The sequence below is a fragment of the Elusimicrobiota bacterium genome, from assembly GCA_016788905.1.
Classification (GTDB): domain Bacteria; phylum Elusimicrobiota; class Elusimicrobia; order FEN-1173; family FEN-1173; genus JADKHR01.
Window position 1 is genome coordinate 27440 of record JAEURZ010000005.1, and the last position, 21246, is coordinate 48685.

General features: G+C 51.5%; 19 protein-coding genes and 2 tRNA genes. 2 read left to right on the plus strand and 19 right to left on the minus strand.

Translation table 11 applies throughout. The features are described from left to right. Positions 1 to 66: 66 nt before the first annotated feature. The 11 genes from JNK54_03235 to JNK54_03285 form a co-directional block, all read right to left on the minus strand. Positions 67 to 762 carry a methyltransferase domain-containing protein gene (locus JNK54_03235; protein MBL8023285.1) on the minus strand — a complete coding sequence of 232 codons (696 nt, stop codon included), beginning with the start codon at positions 760 to 762 and terminating at the stop codon, positions 67 to 69. Continuing rightward, on the minus strand, positions 759 to 2069 hold the full coding sequence (locus JNK54_03240; GenBank protein MBL8023286.1) for a methyltransferase domain-containing protein: 1311 nt from the start codon (positions 2067 to 2069) through the stop codon (positions 759 to 761). The genes JNK54_03235 and JNK54_03240 overlap by 4 nt, the downstream gene beginning before the upstream one ends. Further along, entirely contained in the window at positions 2053 to 2787 is a 735-nt protein-coding gene (locus JNK54_03245) for a sugar transferase (GenBank protein MBL8023287.1), read from the minus strand. Before JNK54_03245 ends, JNK54_03240 begins: the two co-directional genes overlap by 17 nt. A gap of 2 nt (positions 2788 to 2789) precedes the next feature. Beyond that, on the minus strand, positions 2790 to 3977 hold the full coding sequence (locus JNK54_03250) for a glycosyltransferase family 2 protein (protein ID MBL8023288.1): 1188 nt from the start codon (positions 3975 to 3977) through the stop codon (positions 2790 to 2792). Beyond that, entirely contained in the window at positions 3968 to 5869 is a 1902-nt protein-coding gene (gene asnB / locus JNK54_03255) for an asparagine synthase (glutamine-hydrolyzing) (GenBank protein MBL8023289.1), read from the minus strand. Before asnB ends, JNK54_03250 begins: the two co-directional genes overlap by 10 nt. Before the next feature lies 1 nt (position 5870). Then, positions 5871 to 6971, minus strand: a complete 1101-nt coding sequence (locus tag JNK54_03260; protein ID MBL8023290.1) for a glycosyltransferase family 2 protein — start codon at positions 6969 to 6971, stop codon at positions 5871 to 5873. 110 nt (positions 6972 to 7081) lie between these two features. Further along, on the minus strand, positions 7082 to 8485 hold the full coding sequence (locus JNK54_03265) for an oligosaccharide flippase family protein (protein MBL8023291.1): 1404 nt from the start codon (positions 8483 to 8485) through the stop codon (positions 7082 to 7084). Then, a complete protein-coding gene (locus JNK54_03270; protein ID MBL8023292.1) occupies positions 8482 to 9945 on the minus strand; it encodes an O-antigen ligase family protein in 1464 nt (487 codons plus the stop codon). Before JNK54_03270 ends, JNK54_03265 begins: the two co-directional genes overlap by 4 nt. Beyond that, complete coding sequence (locus JNK54_03275; protein ID MBL8023293.1) at positions 9930 to 11327, minus strand: hypothetical protein; 1398 nt, start codon at positions 11325 to 11327, stop codon at positions 9930 to 9932. Before JNK54_03275 ends, JNK54_03270 begins: the two co-directional genes overlap by 16 nt. Before the next feature lies 1 nt (position 11328). Further along, positions 11329 to 12048: an SLBB domain-containing protein gene (locus JNK54_03280; GenBank protein ID MBL8023294.1), complete on the minus strand. Its 720-nt coding sequence runs from the start codon at positions 12046 to 12048 to the stop codon at positions 11329 to 11331. 4 nt (positions 12049 to 12052) lie between these two features. Further along, entirely contained in the window at positions 12053 to 13333 is a 1281-nt protein-coding gene (locus tag JNK54_03285) for a hypothetical protein (GenBank protein ID MBL8023295.1), read from the minus strand. 426 nt (positions 13334 to 13759) lie between these two features. Here JNK54_03285 and JNK54_03290 point away from each other — a divergent pair, with 426 nt between their 5' ends. After that, positions 13760 to 14605 (plus strand): acyl-CoA desaturase, encoded by an 846-nt coding sequence (locus tag JNK54_03290; protein ID MBL8023296.1) that lies wholly within the window; start codon positions 13760 to 13762, stop codon positions 14603 to 14605. 25 nt (positions 14606 to 14630) lie between these two features. Here the strand turns inward: JNK54_03290 and JNK54_03295 are convergent, their stop codons facing one another. The 8 genes from JNK54_03295 to JNK54_03330 form a co-directional block, all read right to left on the minus strand. Beyond that, positions 14631 to 15665, minus strand: coding sequence for a hypothetical protein (locus JNK54_03295; protein ID MBL8023297.1), 1035 nt, complete (start codon positions 15663 to 15665; stop codon positions 14631 to 14633). Between the two features lie 89 nt (positions 15666 to 15754). Beyond that, positions 15755 to 16588: an ion transporter gene (locus JNK54_03300; GenBank protein MBL8023298.1), complete on the minus strand. Its 834-nt coding sequence runs from the start codon at positions 16586 to 16588 to the stop codon at positions 15755 to 15757. 13 nt (positions 16589 to 16601) lie between these two features. Then, on the minus strand, positions 16602 to 17486 hold the full coding sequence (locus tag JNK54_03305; GenBank protein MBL8023299.1) for a mechanosensitive ion channel: 885 nt from the start codon (positions 17484 to 17486) through the stop codon (positions 16602 to 16604). 290 nt (positions 17487 to 17776) lie between these two features. Then, positions 17777 to 17854: transfer RNA gene (locus JNK54_03310), tRNA-Asp, on the minus strand. An 83-nt stretch (positions 17855 to 17937) separates the two neighbouring features. Then, positions 17938 to 18009: transfer RNA gene (locus JNK54_03315), tRNA-Val, on the minus strand. A 125-nt stretch (positions 18010 to 18134) separates the two neighbouring features. Further along, the gene (locus JNK54_03320; protein ID MBL8023300.1) at positions 18135 to 19037 is read right to left on the minus strand and encodes a hypothetical protein; all 903 of its coding nucleotides are present in this window, start codon (positions 19035 to 19037) and stop codon (positions 18135 to 18137) included. Further along, positions 19024 to 19692, minus strand: coding sequence for an MBL fold metallo-hydrolase (locus tag JNK54_03325; protein MBL8023301.1), 669 nt, complete (start codon positions 19690 to 19692; stop codon positions 19024 to 19026). The genes JNK54_03320 and JNK54_03325 overlap by 14 nt, the downstream gene beginning before the upstream one ends. Continuing rightward, positions 19689 to 20306 carry an HAD-IA family hydrolase gene (locus JNK54_03330; protein MBL8023302.1) on the minus strand — a complete coding sequence of 206 codons (618 nt, stop codon included), beginning with the start codon at positions 20304 to 20306 and terminating at the stop codon, positions 19689 to 19691. The genes JNK54_03325 and JNK54_03330 overlap by 4 nt, the downstream gene beginning before the upstream one ends. A 45-nt stretch (positions 20307 to 20351) precedes the next feature. Here JNK54_03330 and JNK54_03335 point away from each other — a divergent pair, with 45 nt between their 5' ends. Next, entirely contained in the window at positions 20352 to 21239 is an 888-nt protein-coding gene (locus JNK54_03335) for a UbiA family prenyltransferase (protein MBL8023303.1), read from the plus strand. Positions 21240 to 21246 lie beyond the last annotated feature (7 nt).

The following is a 21246-nucleotide window of genomic DNA, read 5'->3' on the forward strand; positions in this document are numbered from 1 at the left end:
GATATCGCGGCAAGGAAAAAGACTTTCACCCTGTGATTCTCCATATTCCCCCCCCTAAAGGATGAACTAGTTTTTAATGGCTTCCACATAGAGCGTCTCTTCCGGACGGTTGTCCAGAAACGCCAAATCCGGTGTCTTCCCCTCTTGAAAACGACATTGCTTTATTTGCGAAAAACCCGCTTTTTCTAAATGGGAGAAAAGCATTTCAAAATCATACATGCTCTTGTGATGAAGCAGAGGGCCAAAATGGGGCGGAACAAAGAAATAAGACAACGCTTGTTCCTTTTCCCCCCCGTGATAGAGTCGAAAGACATATTCCAAATCAGGCACACAGATTCGAACGCGCCCTTTCGGTCGAAGAACCCGGTGAATTTCCTTGAGCAACACCAAGCCATCGTTTGAGTTCAAATGTTCCAAAAAATGGGAAGAGTAGACATTCTCTAACGAGTTATTCTCAAAAGGGAGCCCATAGTGGACGTCATGATGGACAAACCGATGACTCTTTAGGATCTCTTCAAAAGTTGCAAAAGAATGGTTTTCTCGTTCACCGGATACCCTGTAAACAAGCCGCAACACCACGCGCGGGAACCGGGCAAAAAAACTATTCAGACTCGCGTCCATGTGAATCCATCCTTTGGCCACCTGAAACCCGGATCCCAGATTCACCTTTCGTTCGGAATCCCTCACAACCACTGTCTGCCACCGATGAGTCCAGGCCACCAAGCGAGTCACGAATTGAATCGTCCATTGACGCAAACTCATGAACGCACCTGGGGTTTCCGTGCCAACACAAAAAGAGAGTCATTTAAAGTGTGCAGAAAAGGAATACGTTCTAGTTTTTTCCGGAATCGCTTTCCCGGACCGCGATAAGCCTTAATTCCCACCCAATCGATAAGAAATCCAGCGCGCGTCAGCATCGTGGTCAATTCTTTTTGAGAGAAAGACGTGTGAAAGAAAATGAAATCCCGATGCCGACACATGAGTTCCAAAGGAGGGAGCGTTGAAGGATAAAAGTGGCCCAACACCCCTTGAAAGAATAGGAAAGGGTTTACAAAACCCAGGCCACGACGAGCCCGACATCGATTGGGCGTGATGAGGAGGAGCCCCCCCCCGGGACGCAATACCCGCCAATTTTCCTCTAAAAAACGAAAGGGGTCGTGGACGTGCTCGATAATGTCCGTCCCATTGGAAAAATCGAATTGTTCGTTCCGGAAAGGAATTCGCAACGCTTCCGCCAAAACCCCTTCACTCTTAAATCGTTTTTTAAACGTTTTAAGCCCCGGGGCGAAAACATCCAAACCCGTTAATTTAGCACCACGATTTAAATACACCGAATTGATATCCCCCTCGTTTTCACCCCCACACCCCACATGAAGGACCTCTTTCCCCTGAAAGGGCCAGCCCGTGAGAACGGATTCGATCTCTTCCGTTCGATTTTCAACCCGCCCATGAAAATCCGGCTCGGCGGCATCAGGGATGGAGACCGTGATATCCTTTTCATGCAAAACTCCTTTCCGAGCGAAAGCCAGGAGTTGAGCCAATTCGAATTTATATTGACGCCGCTTGGAATAGGCCATCAACACGAAATCAAGAACAAATCCTGATCCAAAGAAGAAAAGAAGCGGCGTATCCCCTAGGAACAAAGCCGCCACCACCCCGAACCAAAGGAAGAGTCGAAGAATCGTTAAGGGCGTTTGGAGTTTCCGGTGAAAGAAGCCTCTTGGATCAATCGTGCGAGAGAGAACGATCCTGTCCGCGCCTACCTTTTTCGCCCGCTCTTGAAGATGTGCCGGGGAAAGAAGATACTGGGGAAAGGGATGATCGCTCCCGGGTGCAGGTAAAACCCATTCCACAAACAAGTGCGGTATCCCGTCCTCAATCGGATAGTTTCGACCGCAGGGAGAGCATCCCAACGAACCCTTAGAAACGCACGCCCCTTTCGCCACAGAAGAATGAAACCCCAATGCACCTTGACAAACAGGACATCGAAGTGTGTTTAAAAACTTTTCCGAAACCCCATGTTCAAAATCCATGACATGTTCCATAAAAGAATCAGTAGGCTCCGTCATGTTTAATGACCGCAAGAAAGGTTTTAAGAAGAATATCAAGATCCATGGCCCAGCTCCCTTCACGCACATAGCGTAAATCTAAATGAATTCGGTACGCCAACGCCAAATTATTGCGACCACTGATTTGCCAGAGGCCCGTCATTCCTGGTCGCACCTGGTGTCGGTCCACTACCCAAATGGCTTTTAGGGGTTCATCCTCAAAGGGTCTTTCAAAGTTGGCCATGCTGTGGGGGCGGGGGCCCACCAAACTCATGTCCCCTAAAAGCACATTAATCAATTGGGGGAGTTCATCCAAACTGAATTTTCGAAGGAACCCCCCAAGGCGAGTCAACCGCGGGTCTTTTTTCAATTTAAAATCTAAACCCGCATCTTCCAACTGGCGAAAGGTATCCGCCCGTTTTCCTTCGGCCCCGTGGACCATCGTTCTGAATTTCATCATCCAAAACGGACGTCGTTTCCATCCCACACGGCGATGACGAAAAAGAGGCATCCCAGGCGAATCAAGAACAATGGCCAGTGTGATTATTCCCAAAAAAGGACTTAAGAGGATCAACAAAAGAGTAGACACCACGACATCGAAAAAACGTTTACCGTAAAAAGTGGCGCCGTTCGGACGAAGGGAGACCCTCCCAGTAGGATTCCCTTGATCTCCCTTTGATTTGATCCTGGGAAAAGGAATCCCGGGCTTCTCCTTTGTTTTCACGGGATGGGAATTCATGATTAACCTAGATTTCCGTCCTTAGGCGTCCGAACCGGACCAACGGATTCGTGTTCAGTCCGGTCCCAGACACCGTATTTCCGTGCCACGAGAAACCACGAAACCAAAGCCGCTCCATTCAGAGTCACAAAGAATGCCGGAAAAGCCGCCCACCGATAAAGAGGACGACCTCGCCACTTAAAGAGTATCCCCAGTCCAGCGAAACCATAGAAAATGATTTGGGAATAAAAGAGCCCCTGAATCCAAGGCGAGGGGGCCCCAGCGCTGGCACCCAGAATGAACACCAGAAGAACAGGAACAATCCATCGGAGAAGGCGGTGAGATATGTTTTGCCAGAAATAGGCTGGGTGTTTGATGGGATTCAATAAATATCCAAAAGCGAATAAAGCCCGTATCCCCCGCACACAGACGCGAATACGGCGCCGGAATTCCATGAGCATATCCTGGGCAGAGGCTTCGAACGCCACAGCCTGGGAATCAAAGCGATTGATCAATCCGCGTTCGTAAATACGACAACACATGGAATAATCCTCGGCCAAATCATCTCCAAAATCCAAATCATAGTTTGACTTTCGGACAGCAGTGATCGTTCCTTCACACCCCACCCAAGAGCCGCCCGTTCGGCTTTCCCATTCACGAAGAAGAGCGTCATAGTGCCAATAAGACCCTTCCGCAGCAGCCAAAGAAGTGCCAGTACGGAGAATCCCCTTTCTCCCCACCACAGAACCCACCCGGGGATCTTGAAAATGCCGCAAAAGATTTCGAACAGCCGAAGGTGCAAAAAGACTACTCGCGTCAGCCAAAACAATGAAATCACGGTTCGTCTGATGAACCCCCTCGCGGAGGGCCTTCGTTTTTCCGCCCCGCCTGGGCATTTGGTGCCAGCGCACGCGCGGATCATGAAGAGACCGAACCATCTCCTCGGTCCTGTCCGTGGAAGCATCGGAGACCACCACGATATCCAACAGATCCGCAGGATAATCCGAATTCAATAACGACCGAAGGGTCGGTTCAATCCATTTCTCTTCATTGTGCGCGGCAATTAAGACCGTGGCCGCGGGGGTGTAAGGAGCCTGTTTTTTCTCCCGTGGTTTAAATCGAGACAACACCCACAGAAGAAAGGGGTATCCCAAATAGGTATAGAACACAACGCCAAAGGCCGCCAGGATCATTCCTTCTCTCAAAGACAAGTCGACACCTCACTTCCTTCAAACCACGTTTGGAAACAAATCAGGTTCCACAGTTGACGATTCATGTCGCGATCTCCCCGCGCGTGGCGCTGGGCCACCTCGCTCACGAATTTAGGATTTAATATCCCTGATTTTCCCAGACGTTCCGGGCGAAGCATATTTTCCGAAAACACTTTGGCGGGGCCCTTCAGCCAAGAAGCGAGGGGAACAGCAAATCCTTTCTTAGCTCCAGTCAGGACTTCCGATGACAGTCGCCCTTTCATAATCTTTCTCAATAACACTTTTGTTTGCCACCCCTGAACCCTGTGGCTCGAAGCCATGCGGCGCGTGGCTTCAATAACACGGAGATCCAAAAAGGGAACGCGCACTTCCAGCGAATGGGCCATGCTCATTCGATCCACTTTCGTTAAATTATTATCCACCAGAAATGTTTTTATATCCAAATTTTGATACGCATGGACCGATGAGCGAACCGTCGGATCGAAAAGACCCTTCCACTGATCAAAGACAGGTTGATTCAAAACAGAAGCGACCTCCTTTTTAAATGTTGTGGAATAGAGGCTTTGTTTATCCTGAGGTGTGAAAATGAATTTCCAGGCCGCGTGACGCTCTAACGGAGGGAGTTCGCACCCATCCATGAATTTTTTTATCTTGTAATCAAAACTCACGCGCCCGTGGGATACGGGCATCCGGTGAGCACACCAACGGAGAAATTCCCGTCCTGCCCATGGGAGTCTCCCCACACGATCGGCCAACAGGGAGGCCACATAGGTCAAATAGCCCCCCAAAATCTCATCGCCCCCATCACCGGAAAGAGCCACGGTGACATGGCGCCGCGCCAACCCCGACACCAGATGAGTGGGGATTTGGGAAGGATCCGCGAAGGGTTCTCCAAAGGACGACATGGTTTCGGGTAAAAGACGTATATCTTCCGGACGTGCCCATATTTCGTGGTGTTCCGTACCCAACCGTTGGGCGGTTTCACGGGCCAGGAGCCCCTCATCAAAAGAAGATTCATCGTAACGAACCGAAAAGGTTTGGATGGGCCGGGCACTGTGAGCGGCCATGTGGTAAACCACCGTACTAGAATCCAGTCCTCCACTTAAGAAAGCACCTAGGGGAACATCACTTCGCATCATATCCTTCACAGAAGAGGAGAGGGCCCTGTCCAAGGCCCCCCCTGCCTCCACCGGGCCCAGAGCTGGAAGATTTTCTGGAAACGTCCAATAAGGAATTTCCTTAAACCGTCCCTCCTCCACACAGAGCAAATGACCTGGTTGAAGTTTGCGGATATCGCGATAGACCGAACGGGGGTGAAGAATATAGGAAAGCGTAAAATATTGGTCGAGGGCAATGGGATCCCATGTTTTAGAAACAGTGGGCAACCCCAACAAGGGACGTAGTTCCGATGAAAACGCGAATTCCCCGTCAGGCCGGGGAACGGTAAAAAACAACGGTTTAATCCCAAATCGGTCCCGCCCCACAACCAACCGTTTCCGATTCTGGTCCCAAAGAGCAAAGGCGAACATGCCATCCATGTGTTCAAAAAGATCCAATCCATACTCCTCATACAGATGAACAAGGACTTCCGTATCAGAAGTAGAACGGAACACATGCCCCTGTGCCTGAAGGTTATCCCGAAGCGCGTCGTGACCATAAATTTCGCCATTGAACACCACATGAACGCTACCGTCCTCATTGGCGATGGGTTGAGATCCCGTGGTAAGATCGATCACATTCAACCGACGCATGCCCAGAGAAACGGAGGGGTTCTCATAGAACCCGTCTTCATCCGGACCACGGTGGGTCATGGCCCCGGTCATTTGTCGTAATAACCGCGAACGATTGTTGGGGATGTGATGCGGATGATAAATTCCACTGATGCCGCACATGTTAAGGGTTCTCCTTCACGTGGGAGGCGGGGGTAAATCGATTGGATTTTACGGCAAAGGGCGCCTGAAGCAAAGAAATAAACCTCACCCCGCAATAAATAACAAGACCCCGCACGTCCCGGGCTCTCAAGGAACGCCCCCCCCTTGAAAGGGACCAAAGGAGGTAGACCACATGGGCCCCTGTCACCAATAGAGTGACGCTGGCCAAAACAAAGAATGGTCCGTACCAAAAACCCAAGAAACCAAACAACAACGATAACCCCGCGGATAGGAAAAGCAGGGTGGAGAACGCCGGGATCAACAAAACACCGAACAGCATCGCCCAGGCCCCTTGATCTCCACGCAGTGCCCGGAGGAAGAGCGGCCAGGCGTAACGGGGGATCAAATTCAGACTGGATTGGCTCCATCGCCGACGTTGGCGCTGAAGGATCTGGGCGCCCGGCACAACCTCATTGGCAACGGCAATGTCGGGAGCGTAAGAGAAGGGGATCCCTTTAAGAAAACAAAGGAACCCAAGCTCTGCGTCATCAGCTAATTGATCGGTGTTGGTCCGCCATTCCAAAAGGTCCAAAGTTTTTCGACTCAGAACCACCCCGTGACTACCGATGATGAAAGGGGCGTTTCCTCGCAAAGAGAGCCCCCGTTGATGGTTTCGGATCAACACCTGAATCAAATCACCCACCTGTGACAAAGAAGATTCCGTTGGGTTTTTTGTCCGGGTGGCGCATTGCAAGGCGGGGATCCCTGCGATTAAATACCGTTCCACACGTGTGAGAAAATCAGGCTCCACTTGCGCGTCCACGTCTAAAAGAACTAGCCCATCAAAGGTTTCGTTGATCAAGTGGGTGGACAGGACATCGTTCACCGCCGCTCCACGCCACGAGCGAGGTCCGTCACAGCGTTCAACCACCCGCATCCCTAACGACCGGGCAACCTCCGCCGTCCGATCCGTGCAATGATCGGCAATGATGACCACTTCAAATTGATCATGGGAATAATCTTGCCGAGAAAACGTTTCCGCTAACGCCTTCAGATTCGGTTCTTCGTTGTGACAAGGAACCAGCACCAAAAAATAGAGGCCAGGGGCCATTTTAGGGGGCACAGGTGGCCCCGAAAGGGTCGGGTTATTCAACAAGGCAACAAAAGGCTCCCAATATAAATAAGCAGAGAGGACGACCCAGAAAGACAGAAGGATTCCAGGGATGAAGAAGATCAAGCGAAGACCTGTCGCTGGCGAAAATAGAGATCCGGACGGACCACAAAAAAGAGGACCAGAAGCAAGACCAAAGCTCCCCCGCTCTGGGTAAACAGGGACCCGTGGCCCAGCCCCCCCCACAACGACATCCCCGCCAGCGCTCCACCTGTGGTGCCGAGAAACAGAATCCGTGGTGAAACGGAGATATGCTGTCTGACCCCATGAGCCTGGACATAAAAGCCCATCGCATCGGAAACCAATTTGGTCCACGGAGCGGCAAGAGCACCAACGGTCGGAATCAAGAGAATATTGAGAACCGCGTTCAACCCCAAGGCCACACCCATCCCCTTCCAAATGGTGGCCCAATCACTTTTCGCGTAAAGGATTCCGATCAACAACTGGGTCCCGAAAACAAAAACAGAACCCCACGCCAAAGGACGAAAATAGAGGGCGCTCTCACGATACGTCTTGCCCAAAAGACCAGAGAACAAGGGACCCGCAAATATTGAACCGAACAAAGCAATCATCACAGAAACGCTTAATAGGATCAAAAAAACATCGGTAAATTTCTGGGCCAATTGTTCTCGGTGAATTCCCAGCGCAGAGAAAACGGGCATAAACGCGGCATACGCCGCTGTGGGAATCAGACGAAACGCGTCGTTTAAACGCGAAGCGCATCCCATCAAACCCACTTGATCGGCGGGGCTAAATCGGTTGACCAAAAGAACATCCAGTTTTAGGTAGAAAATACCCACCACCAAAAGAGCTCCCAGTTTATAAACTTCCGCCAGGGGCCCAACGAAAAATTGTTTGGGAAGAGGCAACAGACGGATTTGCCCCAAATGCCGTTTTGCTAGGAAATAGGCAACTACCGCCGTGAGGAGTCCTCCCACCCCATAGGCCGCAGCAAACCCCAGCAATCGATCCGACCCGACCAACGCCACCAGACAGAAAAGGAGTAAGAGACCCCGTGTCCATAATTTGAATTGGGCTGCCAAAAGAGGTTGTTTGGCACCCTTCAACATCCAACAAAAGAAATCTCCTAGCCCGAACAAAAACAATCCAGCTGTGAGGCTATACACAACCGTGTTCGGCAAAGGGGAGGCCAAAACCCATTTGGATGCAAGAGGAAACACCATACAAACCGCGCCCAATAGGATCATCCGCCAAGTCAACAGTTCGTTGGTCAACCGGTGATGGAGGTCCCGGCCCGCGGCCAGTTCTTTGGCCACCAAATGACCCATCCCCACATCCAAGAAAACAGCGAAAATCTGCGCTAAGGAATAGGCGGCCACAAACCAGCCAAAATGTTCGACATCCAAGGTTCGGGCCACCAACAAACCCGCCCCAGCAAAAAGAACACCCGAAATTCCTTCCGAAGCAAAGAGAAAAAAGCTGTCCCGGGAATACGTATTTTTCATGACTGGATTCCCATGGCCAAGAGGGGTGCCACCGCCAAATTAAGTCCCAGCATGGAGAACGGAACTTGGGATTCGAAAAGACCAAAGACCAAGAACCCCATCACGGACGAAGATGTAGCGATTCGGATCGCGCGTCCCGGGGAAAACAAGCCCGCCTGAGGGACAGGGCGTTCCAAGAAAAAAACGAGTCCCAGGGCCCCCGCCAAGAAGAGAAGCGGTCCCAGAACCCCCATCTCCGCCCATAATTGCAAGTAAAGGTTATGCATATGAAAACGATGGGTGGTTTCCTCCCCCTTCTTTTGGAGTGTTTCCATCAACATATTTTGTTCCTCAACCGTGTTGTAAACGAAATAGCCAAATTCAGACACGTAGGATTTAGAAAGGTTTCCCGGCCCCACCCCCAACCAGGGAAACCGAGCGATCAACGAAATCCCCTCACGCCAAATGCGTTCACGACCGGAAAGACGCGTTTCAACTCGCAGCATTCGATTCAGACCATCTTCCAGGGGTCCTGGAAAAAAGGGGTACACCGACATCGCAACCAAAACTCCAGCGAACACCAGACCCCACAACCACCGAAAACCTTGATGCAAGCCCACCGTCCCCATCCCCACCGCGCACGCCAACAGACCCGCCCTGGAATTGGTGGCCGCCAACCCCAACAACATCAAAATCATTAGGCCCCAAAAAAACCATTTATGCGGTTTGGATTGGGTTCGATCCAATGCCAAAACCAAGGAAAAAGGGATGAGCAGGGCTATATATATCCCCAAGTGATTGGAATGGGAAAAGGTCCCCGAAGCACGGAATTGATACGTGGCATTGATGATGTTAGGGCCCTGAGAGTAGAATGTTCGATCCCCAGGAGCAATGATGAACCGCCAGAAGGGTTGACCCACATTTTGAGTTACAAAGATATATTGAATGAGTGCCAAAGCCGCCACAGCACCCGCCACACAAAGGATGAGGGTTAACCAAAAACGATGCTTTTCGACAGGAAGTCGATAAAAAATTAGAAAAAATGCTAATCCCGCTAATGGGCCGATCAGGTAATACAGCGACAATACGATGTCCTGGGAGGTGTACACAGACAATAGGGTTAAAGACAACCATGCCCCCCAAAAGAGCTTAAGGCCGGATGGGAAGCGTAGGGGTGATGATTGATGCAAATGTTTGAGGTAAAAGACGGCGAAGAGAATGAGGACCAGAAAGGATTTTAAAAGTGCCAAAGACTCAGGCGTCAGACCAAACCCTTCTGGAAAACGACAAAGGGGGGTCAATAAGATCAGCGAAAACAGAACGCCCATGGGATGGACCCAGGCCAGACCAACCGCCACGACACTCACGGGACCCCAAAGAGAGCTCCCCCCGACCCACGCGGACAAAAAAGCTACCGGCGCCACGAAGAGCGCAAGCGCGAGAGAACTTTGTCCTGTCCGAGCGGTTAGTGGCGCAACCATGGAGGAAGTGGGTCTTTATAGGAATTAAGAATAAAGAACAACCGTTGGCGGTCGCTTTTAGAAAAACGATCTTCTAAAGCTCTCACCAACGCGCGGGGGGTCCTCCCGGCCGAAAGCACCGCGCATGTTATATCCGCTGTTAAATCCAATTGATTCCAAAGAATATCGTCCGCGTGAGCGTCCATATCTAAAATGCGAACGGATGGACGCCCCCCCTCCTCTGAATGAAAAGACCGAACAGAACCGGCCGCTCCGGAAGACACCTTTTCCCCAGGGACCGGGGTCACGACGGCCGATAGGCCGGCCGCACTAAGGATGTCGGCCAAGTGGTTGGCCAAGGTAGTTTTCCCATCCCCTGAAAAAGCACTAACCATTTGAAGCACAACCGTATTTTTTTCTTTCAAATAAGAGCGGATGTGGTTGAGCAGGGACCGAAACTCTCCCTTGTCCCGTTCGCGTGCGGAGAGACCATCGGCCCATCGGTTGACTGTCATGACAGGGAAAGAAGAAGACGTTGAAGAGTAAACATCCCCCGCACGACGAACAGAAGAGTCAACGCTTTCCATCAACACAATCGCGCCCAAAGCGAGCAGAAGACTTAACACCAGGGCCAGGCCCCGATAGTGCACGCGTGTCATCCGCGGATGAGAAGACGCCAACGGAGGGGTCACCACCTGAATTTGACTAATGGGGTCACCATCCAAACGCCGTTGCACTTGCTCTTTTTCAGCCAACAGGGAATCCATCATCCGTTCCCGAGCGTGAAGATCGGATTTGATCCGTTCGGCGTCAGCGGACCCCGACAAATCCAAACCCCGCTCCTTCTTGATTCCCTGCAGTTCTCGTCGAGCCGAAGCCATTTTTTTTTGAAGCAACGCCATCCGACGGTCCAACAATCCAGCGGCGTCGCGAGACTGAGCGTCGGACTGGGCCAAATTCCATTCCCGATAGACCTGGGTCAAAGCCTCAGCACGTTTCTGAGCTTGATCGGGGGTCGGCCCCAGGATCTTGACGATAAACAAATCAGTAAAGCTTACCGGTCGAACGCTTAAAGATTTCTGAAGGGTTTTCATCCGCCGCTCCCGAGCGTCTGAATCGATGAGAGCTCCATCCAAGGCGTCCCCCCAAGCGTTCAGGAAGTAACGACTTTTCAAAAGGGTGACGGTTTTCTCGGATTCCGAGGTCAAGCGCGTCATGTCATACTCTTTGTTTGTAATGGAGGGAGAAAGGGACGTGTGTTGCCGTTCCAATATGGTCTCGGCCTGATAACTTAGGGGAATTCTTTGAGAGACGACAAGCCCCACCACTAAAAAACCACTAAAAACCAGCCCTCCCGCCCACCAGCGACGAAATACGATGCGGAGCAACCCCTGGAGTGTCATTTCAATTCACTCTCCCCGCAATATAAACACCGGTGGCCACACTGATCACGGAAAGAAGAAGCATGAGGGTGGACGATTCAAGCCCCCGCTTTCGCGGTACAACAATCGTGTCGTGGGGCTGAAGTTTAATTCCAAGTGAATCCTGATTGAATTCCGACTCCGCCACGTGCCGAAGGAGGGAAAGATCGAGGGACACGCTGGGGGATCCCTGGCGCAGAATTTGAACTTTTTTTAGACGCGCGAAAGATGTGGGTCCCCCCGCCGAAGCAACCGCTTCCAAGACTGTCATGGGCCGGAGCATCACGTATCGTCCCGGATGCCCCACTTCCCCTGTGACAAAATAAGCGGAATGGGCCGGCTGAAGAAGGGATACCGTAACGGCCCCCGGGACATCTCGAGAACAACAAAGAGATCCGACGGCCTTTTCAATTTCGGTTAAAGTCATCCCACTGACCACGAGGGAATGAACCGTTGGTAAACTGATCGCGCCGTCCGGCCCCACCCGAACATCGTGTTGGGAATAGACCCCATCCCCCAACACGGTCAACGAACTATTGACCGGCAACTTACCCAGGTCATCCAACCCGCCGCGCAACCGAACGCTCACGCGCAATTCGTCCGATGGGCCCGCGCGGTAGGAGTCCGCCCCTGCAAACCGAGGGAGTGCCAAGTGGACCGCCAACCCCACACACAGTATTCTCAGGAGCCCCTTCCTTTTCACGCGCTCAATTCCTCCAAAGTTTTTGATACATAAAATATACTGGACGAAGTTGCCGAAGCCACGGGCTGTTTTTTCCGTCCCCCTGGGAAGCGAGTCCCATATACTCCTCGTTCCAAGGGGAAGGCGAAGAATCTACCCCCTGCTGATGGGGGCTCCCATTATACCACCAGTTATCGGTCCATTCGAAAACAAATCCCCCCAGGGCATTGGCCGGGGACCTTTGATCCCTGGAATGGGAGTAGATATCCTGCCACGCGTTGGCATGAATAACGCTTTGGGCTGTTTCATCCAGAACCCCTTCTTCGACTGGGGCAGGGCCGGCTCCCATTTCTGTCAGGAGTAGGGGACGATCGAAAACCTGCGCCACATCCGCCCACAAATTCCCAAAATCGGGGGTTCGGTAAGAATTAATGCCGACAAGGTCATAGGCGGGTTCCGGGGGGACGAAAGGAAGGAAATCCAAAACATCCCCGTAAACCACACAAACCGGGTGATGGGGGTCCAACCGATGAATGAGCTCCGCGGCTTCGTTGACGAACCGGGCATAGACGCCAGGGAAAGACTTGGCGTTGGTATGCGTTTTTTCAGGGAAGTTGTTTTCATTTCCAAGAACCCACATCAACAGATAGGGTTCATCTTTGTGATCCAGAACCATTTTTTCAACACTTTTTAGCATGCGTTTCCGCTGCATCCGGTCACGGTAGTCCGTCCCCTTCCCCCACTCCGCCCCCGAGCCCACGGTGTAGGCCCCCAGCAGATCCCCCATGGCCACGCGAATCCCATAGGTAGCAAACAAGTCCCGAAGCAGTGGCTTGTTTGACACCAGATTGCCAGATTGAGCGGAAGGGTTTTCCCCATGGGGCAATGGAGGAAAGATCGCAGAGGAGGGCGCGTGGTGATAAATCCGAAGAGTATTGCATCCCATGTCCCGTAAAAGTTGAAAATCCCCCACGGAAACATCAGAAGGGTCTTGAACGTTGTTGCGGTTGACGTCGACCCAGGTTTGGTAGGGGGTGTCAATTCTTCCGTCATGATCATCATCAACAGTCATCCAATCCCGTTGACTTCCCTGGGCGGGATCCTCACCCACACGGGTCGGCTGATAACAGACCCCTTTAACAAAATAAGGGGTCCCATCCACCCGCAACTCCCACCCGTTAGTCTCTCGATGGACAGAAACAACGGAACCAACGACGGGAGGAACAAAGAAACCCATCACCACTGCAAAAAGAAATCCCCGCCAAAACTTTCCTGGATCTCGAAATGACAAAAATCCCCCGTGCACATGGTTTAGGATAAAGTTTCAATGACGGAAGGGGACGTCGTCGACCCAAGAAACGACGGATAACGGCCCCCGATCCTTTGAGTATGCACCATGGAGAGAAACAGCTTCCTTGCTGTCATCGAAAAACACACACCAAGATGACTCTACCATAAAAATCAAACCCCTTTAGATTAAAAAACGGAAAAAAGCTTGGATTTTTTTATGAAAGCCCCCATTCTTTTGTATACTCAAGCGGTCGTTTCCATGGCGCTGATCGTCTCTAAACTGAAAATCCTCGTAACGGCCACAAACGTTTTTTACCTTTGTGCTTGAAGGCCACCCGGGTGTTGGATTTCTTTTAGGACTCCCTTCAAAACACATCGGCCTCCCACAGGGCCCGTCATCAGAACTTTCGAACCTCATGAACGAAGGAGTGACAACGCTTCCATGAATTTGAATAACAGTCAAAATCCCACACGCTTTGAGGGCCTGATCAATGTATCCGCCTTTGCCTTGGTTCACCTTGTTTGTCTGGCGGCTTTTTGGACAGGCGTCACGAAAGGGGCGTTGGCGCTATTTGCGGCGTCCTTTTTGCTTCGAAAATTTGGCATCACCGCTGGGTACCACCGTTATTTTTCCCACCGGACTTTTAAAACCAACCGAATAGGGCAATTTGTCTTAGCCTGGCTGGCCTGTTCGGCGGCGCAAAAGGGACCCTTGTGGTGGGCCGGACACCATCGGTCGCACCATCAATATTCAGACACACCAGAAGACATGCATTCTCCCATGCAAAAAGGGGTCTGGTATGCCCACATGGGTTGGATCCTGGACACTAAATTCGATGAAACTAATTTTAAAACCATTCCCGACTTCGCCCGTTACCCAGAGCTCCGATGGCTCAACAAATTTTTTCTGGTACCCCCCATTCTCTGGGCAGGGGTTTGCCTCCTCATCGGAGGCTGGCCCGGCTTGATTTGGGGTTTTTTCATTAGCACAACCGTTTTGTGGCATACGACGTTTCTCATTAATTCGGCCTGTCACCTTTTCGGACGACGACGGTTTCAGACCCGTGACCAAAGCCGCAACAGCTTTCTTTTGGCTTTGGTGACATTGGGGGAAGGGTGGCACAACAATCACCACTATTACCCTTCTTCAGTCAATCAGGGATTCTACTGGTGGGAAGTGGACATCACGTATTACGTTCTACGCTTCTTCAACCTTTTTGGGATCGTTTGGAATTTACGCCTCCCCCCCAAGAAAGTCCTCGACGAGGGATTACTCGCCCGCAACTAAATACATTAAGCCCCCCCCTTTGCTTTTAAGAACCAAGACGGCCTGAGCCAAGGGCTTCAATGACCCCATTCCTTGCATCACGAACCGCCGGAAGTGTCTTCGCATGCTCAAAAGGAATTTCCAAAGCCTTGGAAAGCGGGGCGAGGGCGGCCACTGTCACTCCGTCCGCGAATCGAATGGAGGCGGGAATGAACCCGTGCCTTTCAATGGAACCCAAGATGACATCCGTCAACATTTGAGGATCCGAAAGGGAAGGGCCACCCACCTGGATATTGAACATGAACCCCGACGAAGCCTGACACACCACACAAACTCTTGAGAAATAAGGACGCCCGCCTTCCGAAACGGGCTTGGGAATAAAAAACACCCCAGCTTCCCAGGGACTGTCTGGTTTTTCACCTTGAGCACGAGCGGTCCGGGCACGGGGGTAATCCAGCAAAAGAGGCGGGTAGGGTTCGGGCCGGTGTATGGGCCACGGTTCCCAAAGACCCGCATAGGCCTTTTTGTCCGGACGGTAGACCAGGATGCCCCCGTCTTTTACGGAAGGGACTTTCTGGAATTTCTGGATTTGGCTGAAATGATAGCAAGCCACGTCCACTCCGAACGTCAAGAATCGAGCTTCAGCTTCGTCTAAAAACCACGGGAAATACCCCGGCAATAAACCTCGAAATTGGGGCCAAGCATGGACCCCTTTTCGTTCAAGACCTAACCCCTGAACAACCTCCAGATCTTCTGGTTCCAATTCCGATTTATTGCCAAAATCTATTTTTAAACAATTTTGGATAAAGAGGGGCTCTATGGATTCCGGATCGAATTCCCCCTCCATAAGACGACGATAGGAATCAAATCCTTCCGAACCACGATATAGACATAGGCCAAAAACAGTCCCCGCGCTGCCCATAATACAAGCGTATCCCATTTCTCCTGTGGTCGGATCACAAACCCCAATCAAATCCCTGTCGTCCAATACTTTCCATGGTTTAAGAGAGCGAAATCGTTCCGCAGCGGTGTAGAGGTTTCCCCAAACGGGGAGTGGGACAACAGGGGCAATAGGTTTCATGGATGATCCTTTCCTTGTCCGAAAATGATCCACCATTTTACTTACCCAGAACCGAATGGCAACGGGGTCGAACCGGATATCGCTATCCGCTAAGAAATATCCACTAAAGCACTCCCGCACTGTTTACAAAAACGAGCGTCTCGGTCGTGGTTACTGAACGAACACTGCGGACAGGGAGATCGCACAGGGGGAGCGGTGGCACGAGTCATTTCCGCTGTAACGATCCCTGTGGGCACCGCGATAATTCCGTATCCCATGATCATCACCCCCGAAGCAATGGTTTTTCCCAAAACCGTTGACGGGGTGAGGTCACCGTAGCCCACGGTGGTCATGGTCACGATCGCCCAATAGATGCTCTGGGGAATGCTGGTAAACCCGTTTGATTCCCCCTCAACCAGATACATTACCGTGCCAATGATCACAATCAGTGTGAGCACGGTCCCTACAAAAACCGTGATTTTAGCCCGGCTGGCCTGAAGAGCTGTAATTAATATTCTGGCTTCCCCAATGTACCGTCCCATCTTAAAAACCCGAAAGACACGCAGGAGTCGCAGGGCCCGAACCACGAGAAGCGATTGCGCCCCAGGAACGAAAAGAGACAAATAGGAAGGCAGAACAGCCAAAATATCCACGACACCAAAAAAACTGAGCGCGTAGCGCCAAGGCCGGCGCACGCTCGCCAGTCGGAATAAATATTCAACCGAAAAGAGAGCGGTAAATCCCCATTCCACACGCCGGAGATGGGGTCCAAATTGGGTTCTCATATAGCCCACGCTATCAAACATGACCGCCAACACACTAAGAATAATGGTCCACAACAAAAGCACATCAAAGAACCTCCCGGCCGGGGTTTCTGTCCCGTAGATAATGTCGTATAACCGTCCGCGCAACAAGGAGAGTGGCCGTTGGTTGTTGTATTCCAAATGGGGAGGAAGGTTATCCACGGGGAAACATTTTCTCGTTCGTTCGAAGGCGGGAAAGAACGTCCACCCCTGGACTCATTTGCAGATGGATGTCCCTTTGAGGAAACGGGATTTTAATATTGTGTTCCCGAAACTTCTGATAAATTAAAAAATTCAATTGACTCCCGATCAGGTATTGACGGTCGGGTCGACTGGTCCACGCTAATAAGGAAAACTGGAGCGCGGAATCTCCGAACGACATAAAACGCACTTCCGGCGCAGGGTCCGCCTGCACATCGGGATGCGAACGAGCCGCTTCGAGCAAAGCCTGAACCACCAACTCAGGCTCCGATCCGTAAGCGACCCCCACCGGCGCGTGAAGTCGAACCAAGGTGTCTCCATGGGTCCAATTCACCACCGGCTCGCTGACAAATCGCGAGTTGGGAACAATCAACCGAACCCGATCGCGGGTCTGGATCACCGTTGATCGCATATTGATAGACAAAACCGTCCCCGATTGATCTCCGATCGAAACGAAATCCCCAACGCTGACCGGGCGCTCAAAAAGGATGATGATTCCCGAAATAAAGTTGGATGTAATGTTTTGAAGACCGAACCCAATTCCGACACTCAGAAACCCGAGAACAACTGCCAAACTCGTTAAATTAAGACCCAAAGTTTGAAGCGCAACAACAAACCCCAAAAAGACCAGGGTATAGTGGAGAATACGCTTTAACGCATAGGCCGCTCCAGGAGGGATTCCGAATCGAGAAACGATATGCCGGCCCATCAACCGTTGCAAGATCCAAGAAATCCCCCAAAAGACCCCCAAGAACCCCAACGCCGTCAGAAGATGCAAAGCCGTGACCCCATTCCCTCCAATGGAAAACAATTGACGCTCTAGAATAGTTAGGGACATCGTTGTCTTCCACCTCCTCAGAATAACGAGAACCAACACACCGACGAAATCGACCTCATCCCTCAAAAACAAATCCCCCGCCAAGATTTTTCAACGAGGGATTTGCTTTCGCAAATAGCGGGATCGACGGAACTTTTCCTCCCCCATCGCTTCGCTCCTCCATGGGAACCCGCCGCCCTCGCTTCTTCTGCCATTCATGGTAGCGCTCGGGTCGGCTTCAAATCCCGTAGCACGACCCCATAAAAAACAAAACCCTCGCGACTTCTTCAACGAGGGTTTCGTTTTATAAATGGCGGGGTCGACGGGATTTGAACCCGCGGTCTCCGCCTTGACAGGGCGGCGTGTTAACCGAGCTACACCACGACCCCAAAACAATAACGCGCCGCCACCAGTCGGCATGGCGCCGCGTGTCGCGCACATTCTACATTATGATGGGTGAAACGGAAAGATCTGGGCGGTACAGGATTTGAACCTGTGACCCTTCGCGTGTAAGGCGAACGCTCTACCGCTGAGCTAACCGCCCTGCGGGGACTTCACGTCTCCGGGGCCCCTCACAAAACCGTAAAAACACTTTGTCTGTGCTGAAGTTACCATTTTGGGGCGGGAGAAGGAATCATTCAAAAGGAGAATTTATTATTTATCGACCGTTTACCCCTCGAATATTTCAACGGGAGTAAGGATATTATGTTCTCGGATTAGGATTTTATTTACGGGATCGCACGCTTCTGAAAAAAGGAGAGCCAAACCCAGCCATGTATGATATCGGGAGGAATGGACTTGGCTTGTTAAATGCCCAACAACCTGTTCACCCCAACAAACGAGACTCCCTAACTTCTGTTCTGAGGGAAGCTTTAAACGAACCAGCTGTCGCCTGGGCTGGCCTTTGTTTGATAAACGGGCGATAACCTCCTGCCCAAGATAGCAGCCCTTGTTGGGATGAACAGCACTTTGAAGGTTGGCTTCAACAGGAAAAACAGTGTCGTCCACGTCCGTCCCTAAACGGGGGAAGCCCGCTTCCACACGCCATGTTTCAAGATCAGAAAATTTCAAAAGGTTCACCCCCTTGCTCATGAGAATATCAAGAGTTTCGGTTAAAGAGTCCCCTTGACCAGGAAGCAACAAACACGATTTACCTAAGAATTCTTTATCAATAGGGAAGGCTAAACCCATTTCTTCCAAAGGAGGAGAAACGGCCCCGGGCAGGAAAGCGGCCAGACATTTCCAATCGGGAATTTCTTCCAAAACAGATTCAGAAACCATTAAATATTTATTCAGCGTTCCTTTTAAGATTGAAAAGTTTTCCCGGGGGCAAAGTCCGAGGAGGTCTTCTCCTCTATTTTGGAGAAAAAGGTGGGCCTTCAATTTCCCCTGGGAGGAGAGAAGACAGGCGTGCACCCCATGCTGGGGGGCCAAGGATTTAATTTCGTTTGTCAGGAGACCGTTCAAAACTTCATGACGATCCGGGCCATGAAAACGAAAAACGGAAAGGGGAGCAAACCCCGCGTAGGCACCGTTAAAAGAATACGGCGAGAGGGGTTCAATACCCGACAAGGCGAAGGAAATCTTCCAACCGATGGGCGTTCAAAAAACGGTTGTTCTTTTTTTCATCCCCCAAAGTGCTCTGCAACGCACGGGTGGAATAATTATGTCCTGGAAAGAGCACCGTATTGACCGGAAGTTTCCCAATCACGTTATTGAGGCTGGCGAACAAATCGCTGGGATTGGACCCCGGCAAATCACACCGGCCACAGGACCCCAAAAACAAGGTATCTCCAGACAAAAGACTTCCGTTCACCAGAAAACATTGGGACCCTGGTGTGTGGCCCGGAGTGTGGAGAAAGGTCAATTCTGTCGATCCCAGCTGCAGAGTATCCCCCCCTTTAACAGGTTTAACAGCGTCCTTGGGCAAATCTAAAAACAACCCTCGCGGAGCCCCCTTATCCAAATAGTCCATTTCCAGGGGGTTCACATAGATGGGGATGTTTCGCTTGGCCAACAGCGTATCAACGGCGTTGCAATGGTCAAAATGTCCGTGTGTGAGCAGGGCCCCTTCCACGGTGTAACCGTCTTTTTCGGCGGCGGCAATGGCGGTATCGATTTCCCAGGCGGGGTCAACGATCACACATTTTTTAACATCCGTGTCCCCCACCAGATAAACAAAGTTTTCCATGGGACCCAATGGCAATTGACGGAGATAGAGACTCATCGAAGGCCTACCTTTTTCAAAAGTTTAACGAGTGGTGTTTTTCCATTGTAACACACCGCCTGAATACCTAACCCCTTCGCCGCGCGAACAAAACCCGGATGATCGTCAATATAGATCATATCCTGAAAGGAGAAACCCGTTTTCGTGGACACAGCTTGGTACACGCGGGCGTCTGGTTTCATCGCTTTCAGGAGATGGGATGCAAACTTCCATCGGGCGATACGGAGATCCGGGTAGGTTTTAAATAAGTGGCGCCAATGGACTTCGCTCGTGTTGGAAAGAAGCGCCGTGGGATAACGCTGGGCCAACCGAACCAACAAGCGGATATTGGGCAAGAGGGGTGTAAAAATGTCTTGAAATGCCCGACAAAAAGACCGATACCCCATCCGCACCCCGGCCTTTCTCCCGGCCAAACGCAAAAACTCACGGCCAGAAATCCGCCCCCTCTCCAAATCCACCCCCAGCCGAGTTTCCCACATGGCGCGCACAAGAGGTAACCCGGCTCCTGGCTCAATCCGGTCAAAGTTGAGACGAGCCCGTTCTTTACTGAAACGCAGCAACACATTCCCGATATCAAAAACAATCAGTGGGTTCTTCTTGATTTTCAAGGTCATAGGGAGATTATACCATCTCCCGATTTGGTAAAATGCATTCATCCCATGAACACGGTTTCTTCCCATCGATCGAGGGTGGTGGTTTGGTCGGATCGCCTCAAGTCCTACGCGCGATTCCTGAAATTCGAACACACGCTATTCTCTTTACCCGTCCTGTTCGCGGGAAGCTTGCTGGCCGAGGGGGGCTGGCCGGGATGGCGCCTTTCGGGACTCATCCTTCTGGCGGGAGCCGGGGCACGCACGTTGGCCCTTGCCCTAAACCGATTGATCGATTACCGCGTCGACGCTAAGAATCCCCGAACCGCCACACGCGAATTGGTGACCGGCGCTCTCAGCCTCTTTGACGCGATTCTCATTGCCCTGCTCGGCCTCTGCGTGTATGTGTGGGCCACGCGATCCATCAACAGTTTTTGTCTCTTGTGGAGTTGGGTCCCCGTTTTAGCCTTTGTGGTGTATCCCATGCTGAAACGGTTCACCTGGCTTTGTCATTTTGGATTGGGGATCACATGGGCGTTAGCGCCATTGGCCGGATGGTTTGCCATTCGGCCCGGTTTTGAGGGAAGTTGGCCGGCGTGGATCTTGGCGCTTTTTAGCTTTTTTTGGACGGCGGGGTTTGACATCGTTTACGCTACAATGGACGAGCAATTTGATCGGCAAGCGGGGCTATTCTCCCTTCCGGCACGGATGGGCCGTCGCCCCGCCTTACGCGTGGCAGCCCTCACCCACGTGTTCGCGTTCATCACTCTAATGGCCCTATTCTTTTTCACGCTGACGGGATCAAAAGCGGCTTTCCTCTGTTTGTTCGCCGGAGTGCTTTTCCTTTTGGAACACATCCTGGTGGACCACGTGGATCTAGCCTTTTTTAAAATAAACGTGCTGGTGGGTTTTGTGGTGTTGACCATGGTATTCGTGGGCCTTCGGTCCGAGTTTTAGCCCAAGG

Bases quoted from the DNA above. Each gene is read 5' to 3' on its own strand.
- JNK54_03325 (MBL8023301.1), bottom strand. From the start codon at position 19,692: ATGAGTCTCTATCTCCGTCAATTGCCATTGGGTCCCATGGAAAACTTT.
- JNK54_03235 (MBL8023285.1), bottom strand. From the start codon at position 762: ATGAGTTTGCGTCAATGGACGATTCAATTCGTGACTCGCTTGGTGGCC.
- asnB (MBL8023289.1), bottom strand. From the start codon at position 5,869: ATGTGCGGCATCAGTGGAATTTATCATCCGCATCACATCCCCAACAAT.
- JNK54_03290 (MBL8023296.1), top strand. From the start codon at position 13,760: ATGAATTTGAATAACAGTCAAAATCCCACACGCTTTGAGGGCCTGATC.
- JNK54_03270 (MBL8023292.1), bottom strand. From the start codon at position 9,945: ATGGTTGCGCCACTAACCGCTCGGACAGGACAAAGTTCTCTCGCGCTT.
- JNK54_03295 (MBL8023297.1), bottom strand. From the start codon at position 15,665: ATGAAACCTATTGCCCCTGTTGTCCCACTCCCCGTTTGGGGAAACCTC.
- JNK54_03265 (MBL8023291.1), bottom strand. From the start codon at position 8,485: ATGAAAAATACGTATTCCCGGGACAGCTTTTTTCTCTTTGCTTCGGAA.
- JNK54_03330 (MBL8023302.1), bottom strand. From the start codon at position 20,306: ATGACCTTGAAAATCAAGAAGAACCCACTGATTGTTTTTGATATCGGG.
- JNK54_03275 (MBL8023293.1), bottom strand. From the start codon at position 11,327: ATGACACTCCAGGGGTTGCTCCGCATCGTATTTCGTCGCTGGTGGGCG.
- JNK54_03245 (MBL8023287.1), bottom strand. From the start codon at position 2,787: ATGAATTCCCATCCCGTGAAAACAAAGGAGAAGCCCGGGATTCCTTTT.
- JNK54_03335 (MBL8023303.1), top strand. From the start codon at position 20,352: ATGAACACGGTTTCTTCCCATCGATCGAGGGTGGTGGTTTGGTCGGAT.
- JNK54_03240 (MBL8023286.1), bottom strand. From the start codon at position 2,069: ATGACGGAGCCTACTGATTCTTTTATGGAACATGTCATGGATTTTGAA.
- JNK54_03305 (MBL8023299.1), bottom strand. From the start codon at position 17,486: ATGTCCCTAACTATTCTAGAGCGTCAATTGTTTTCCATTGGAGGGAAT.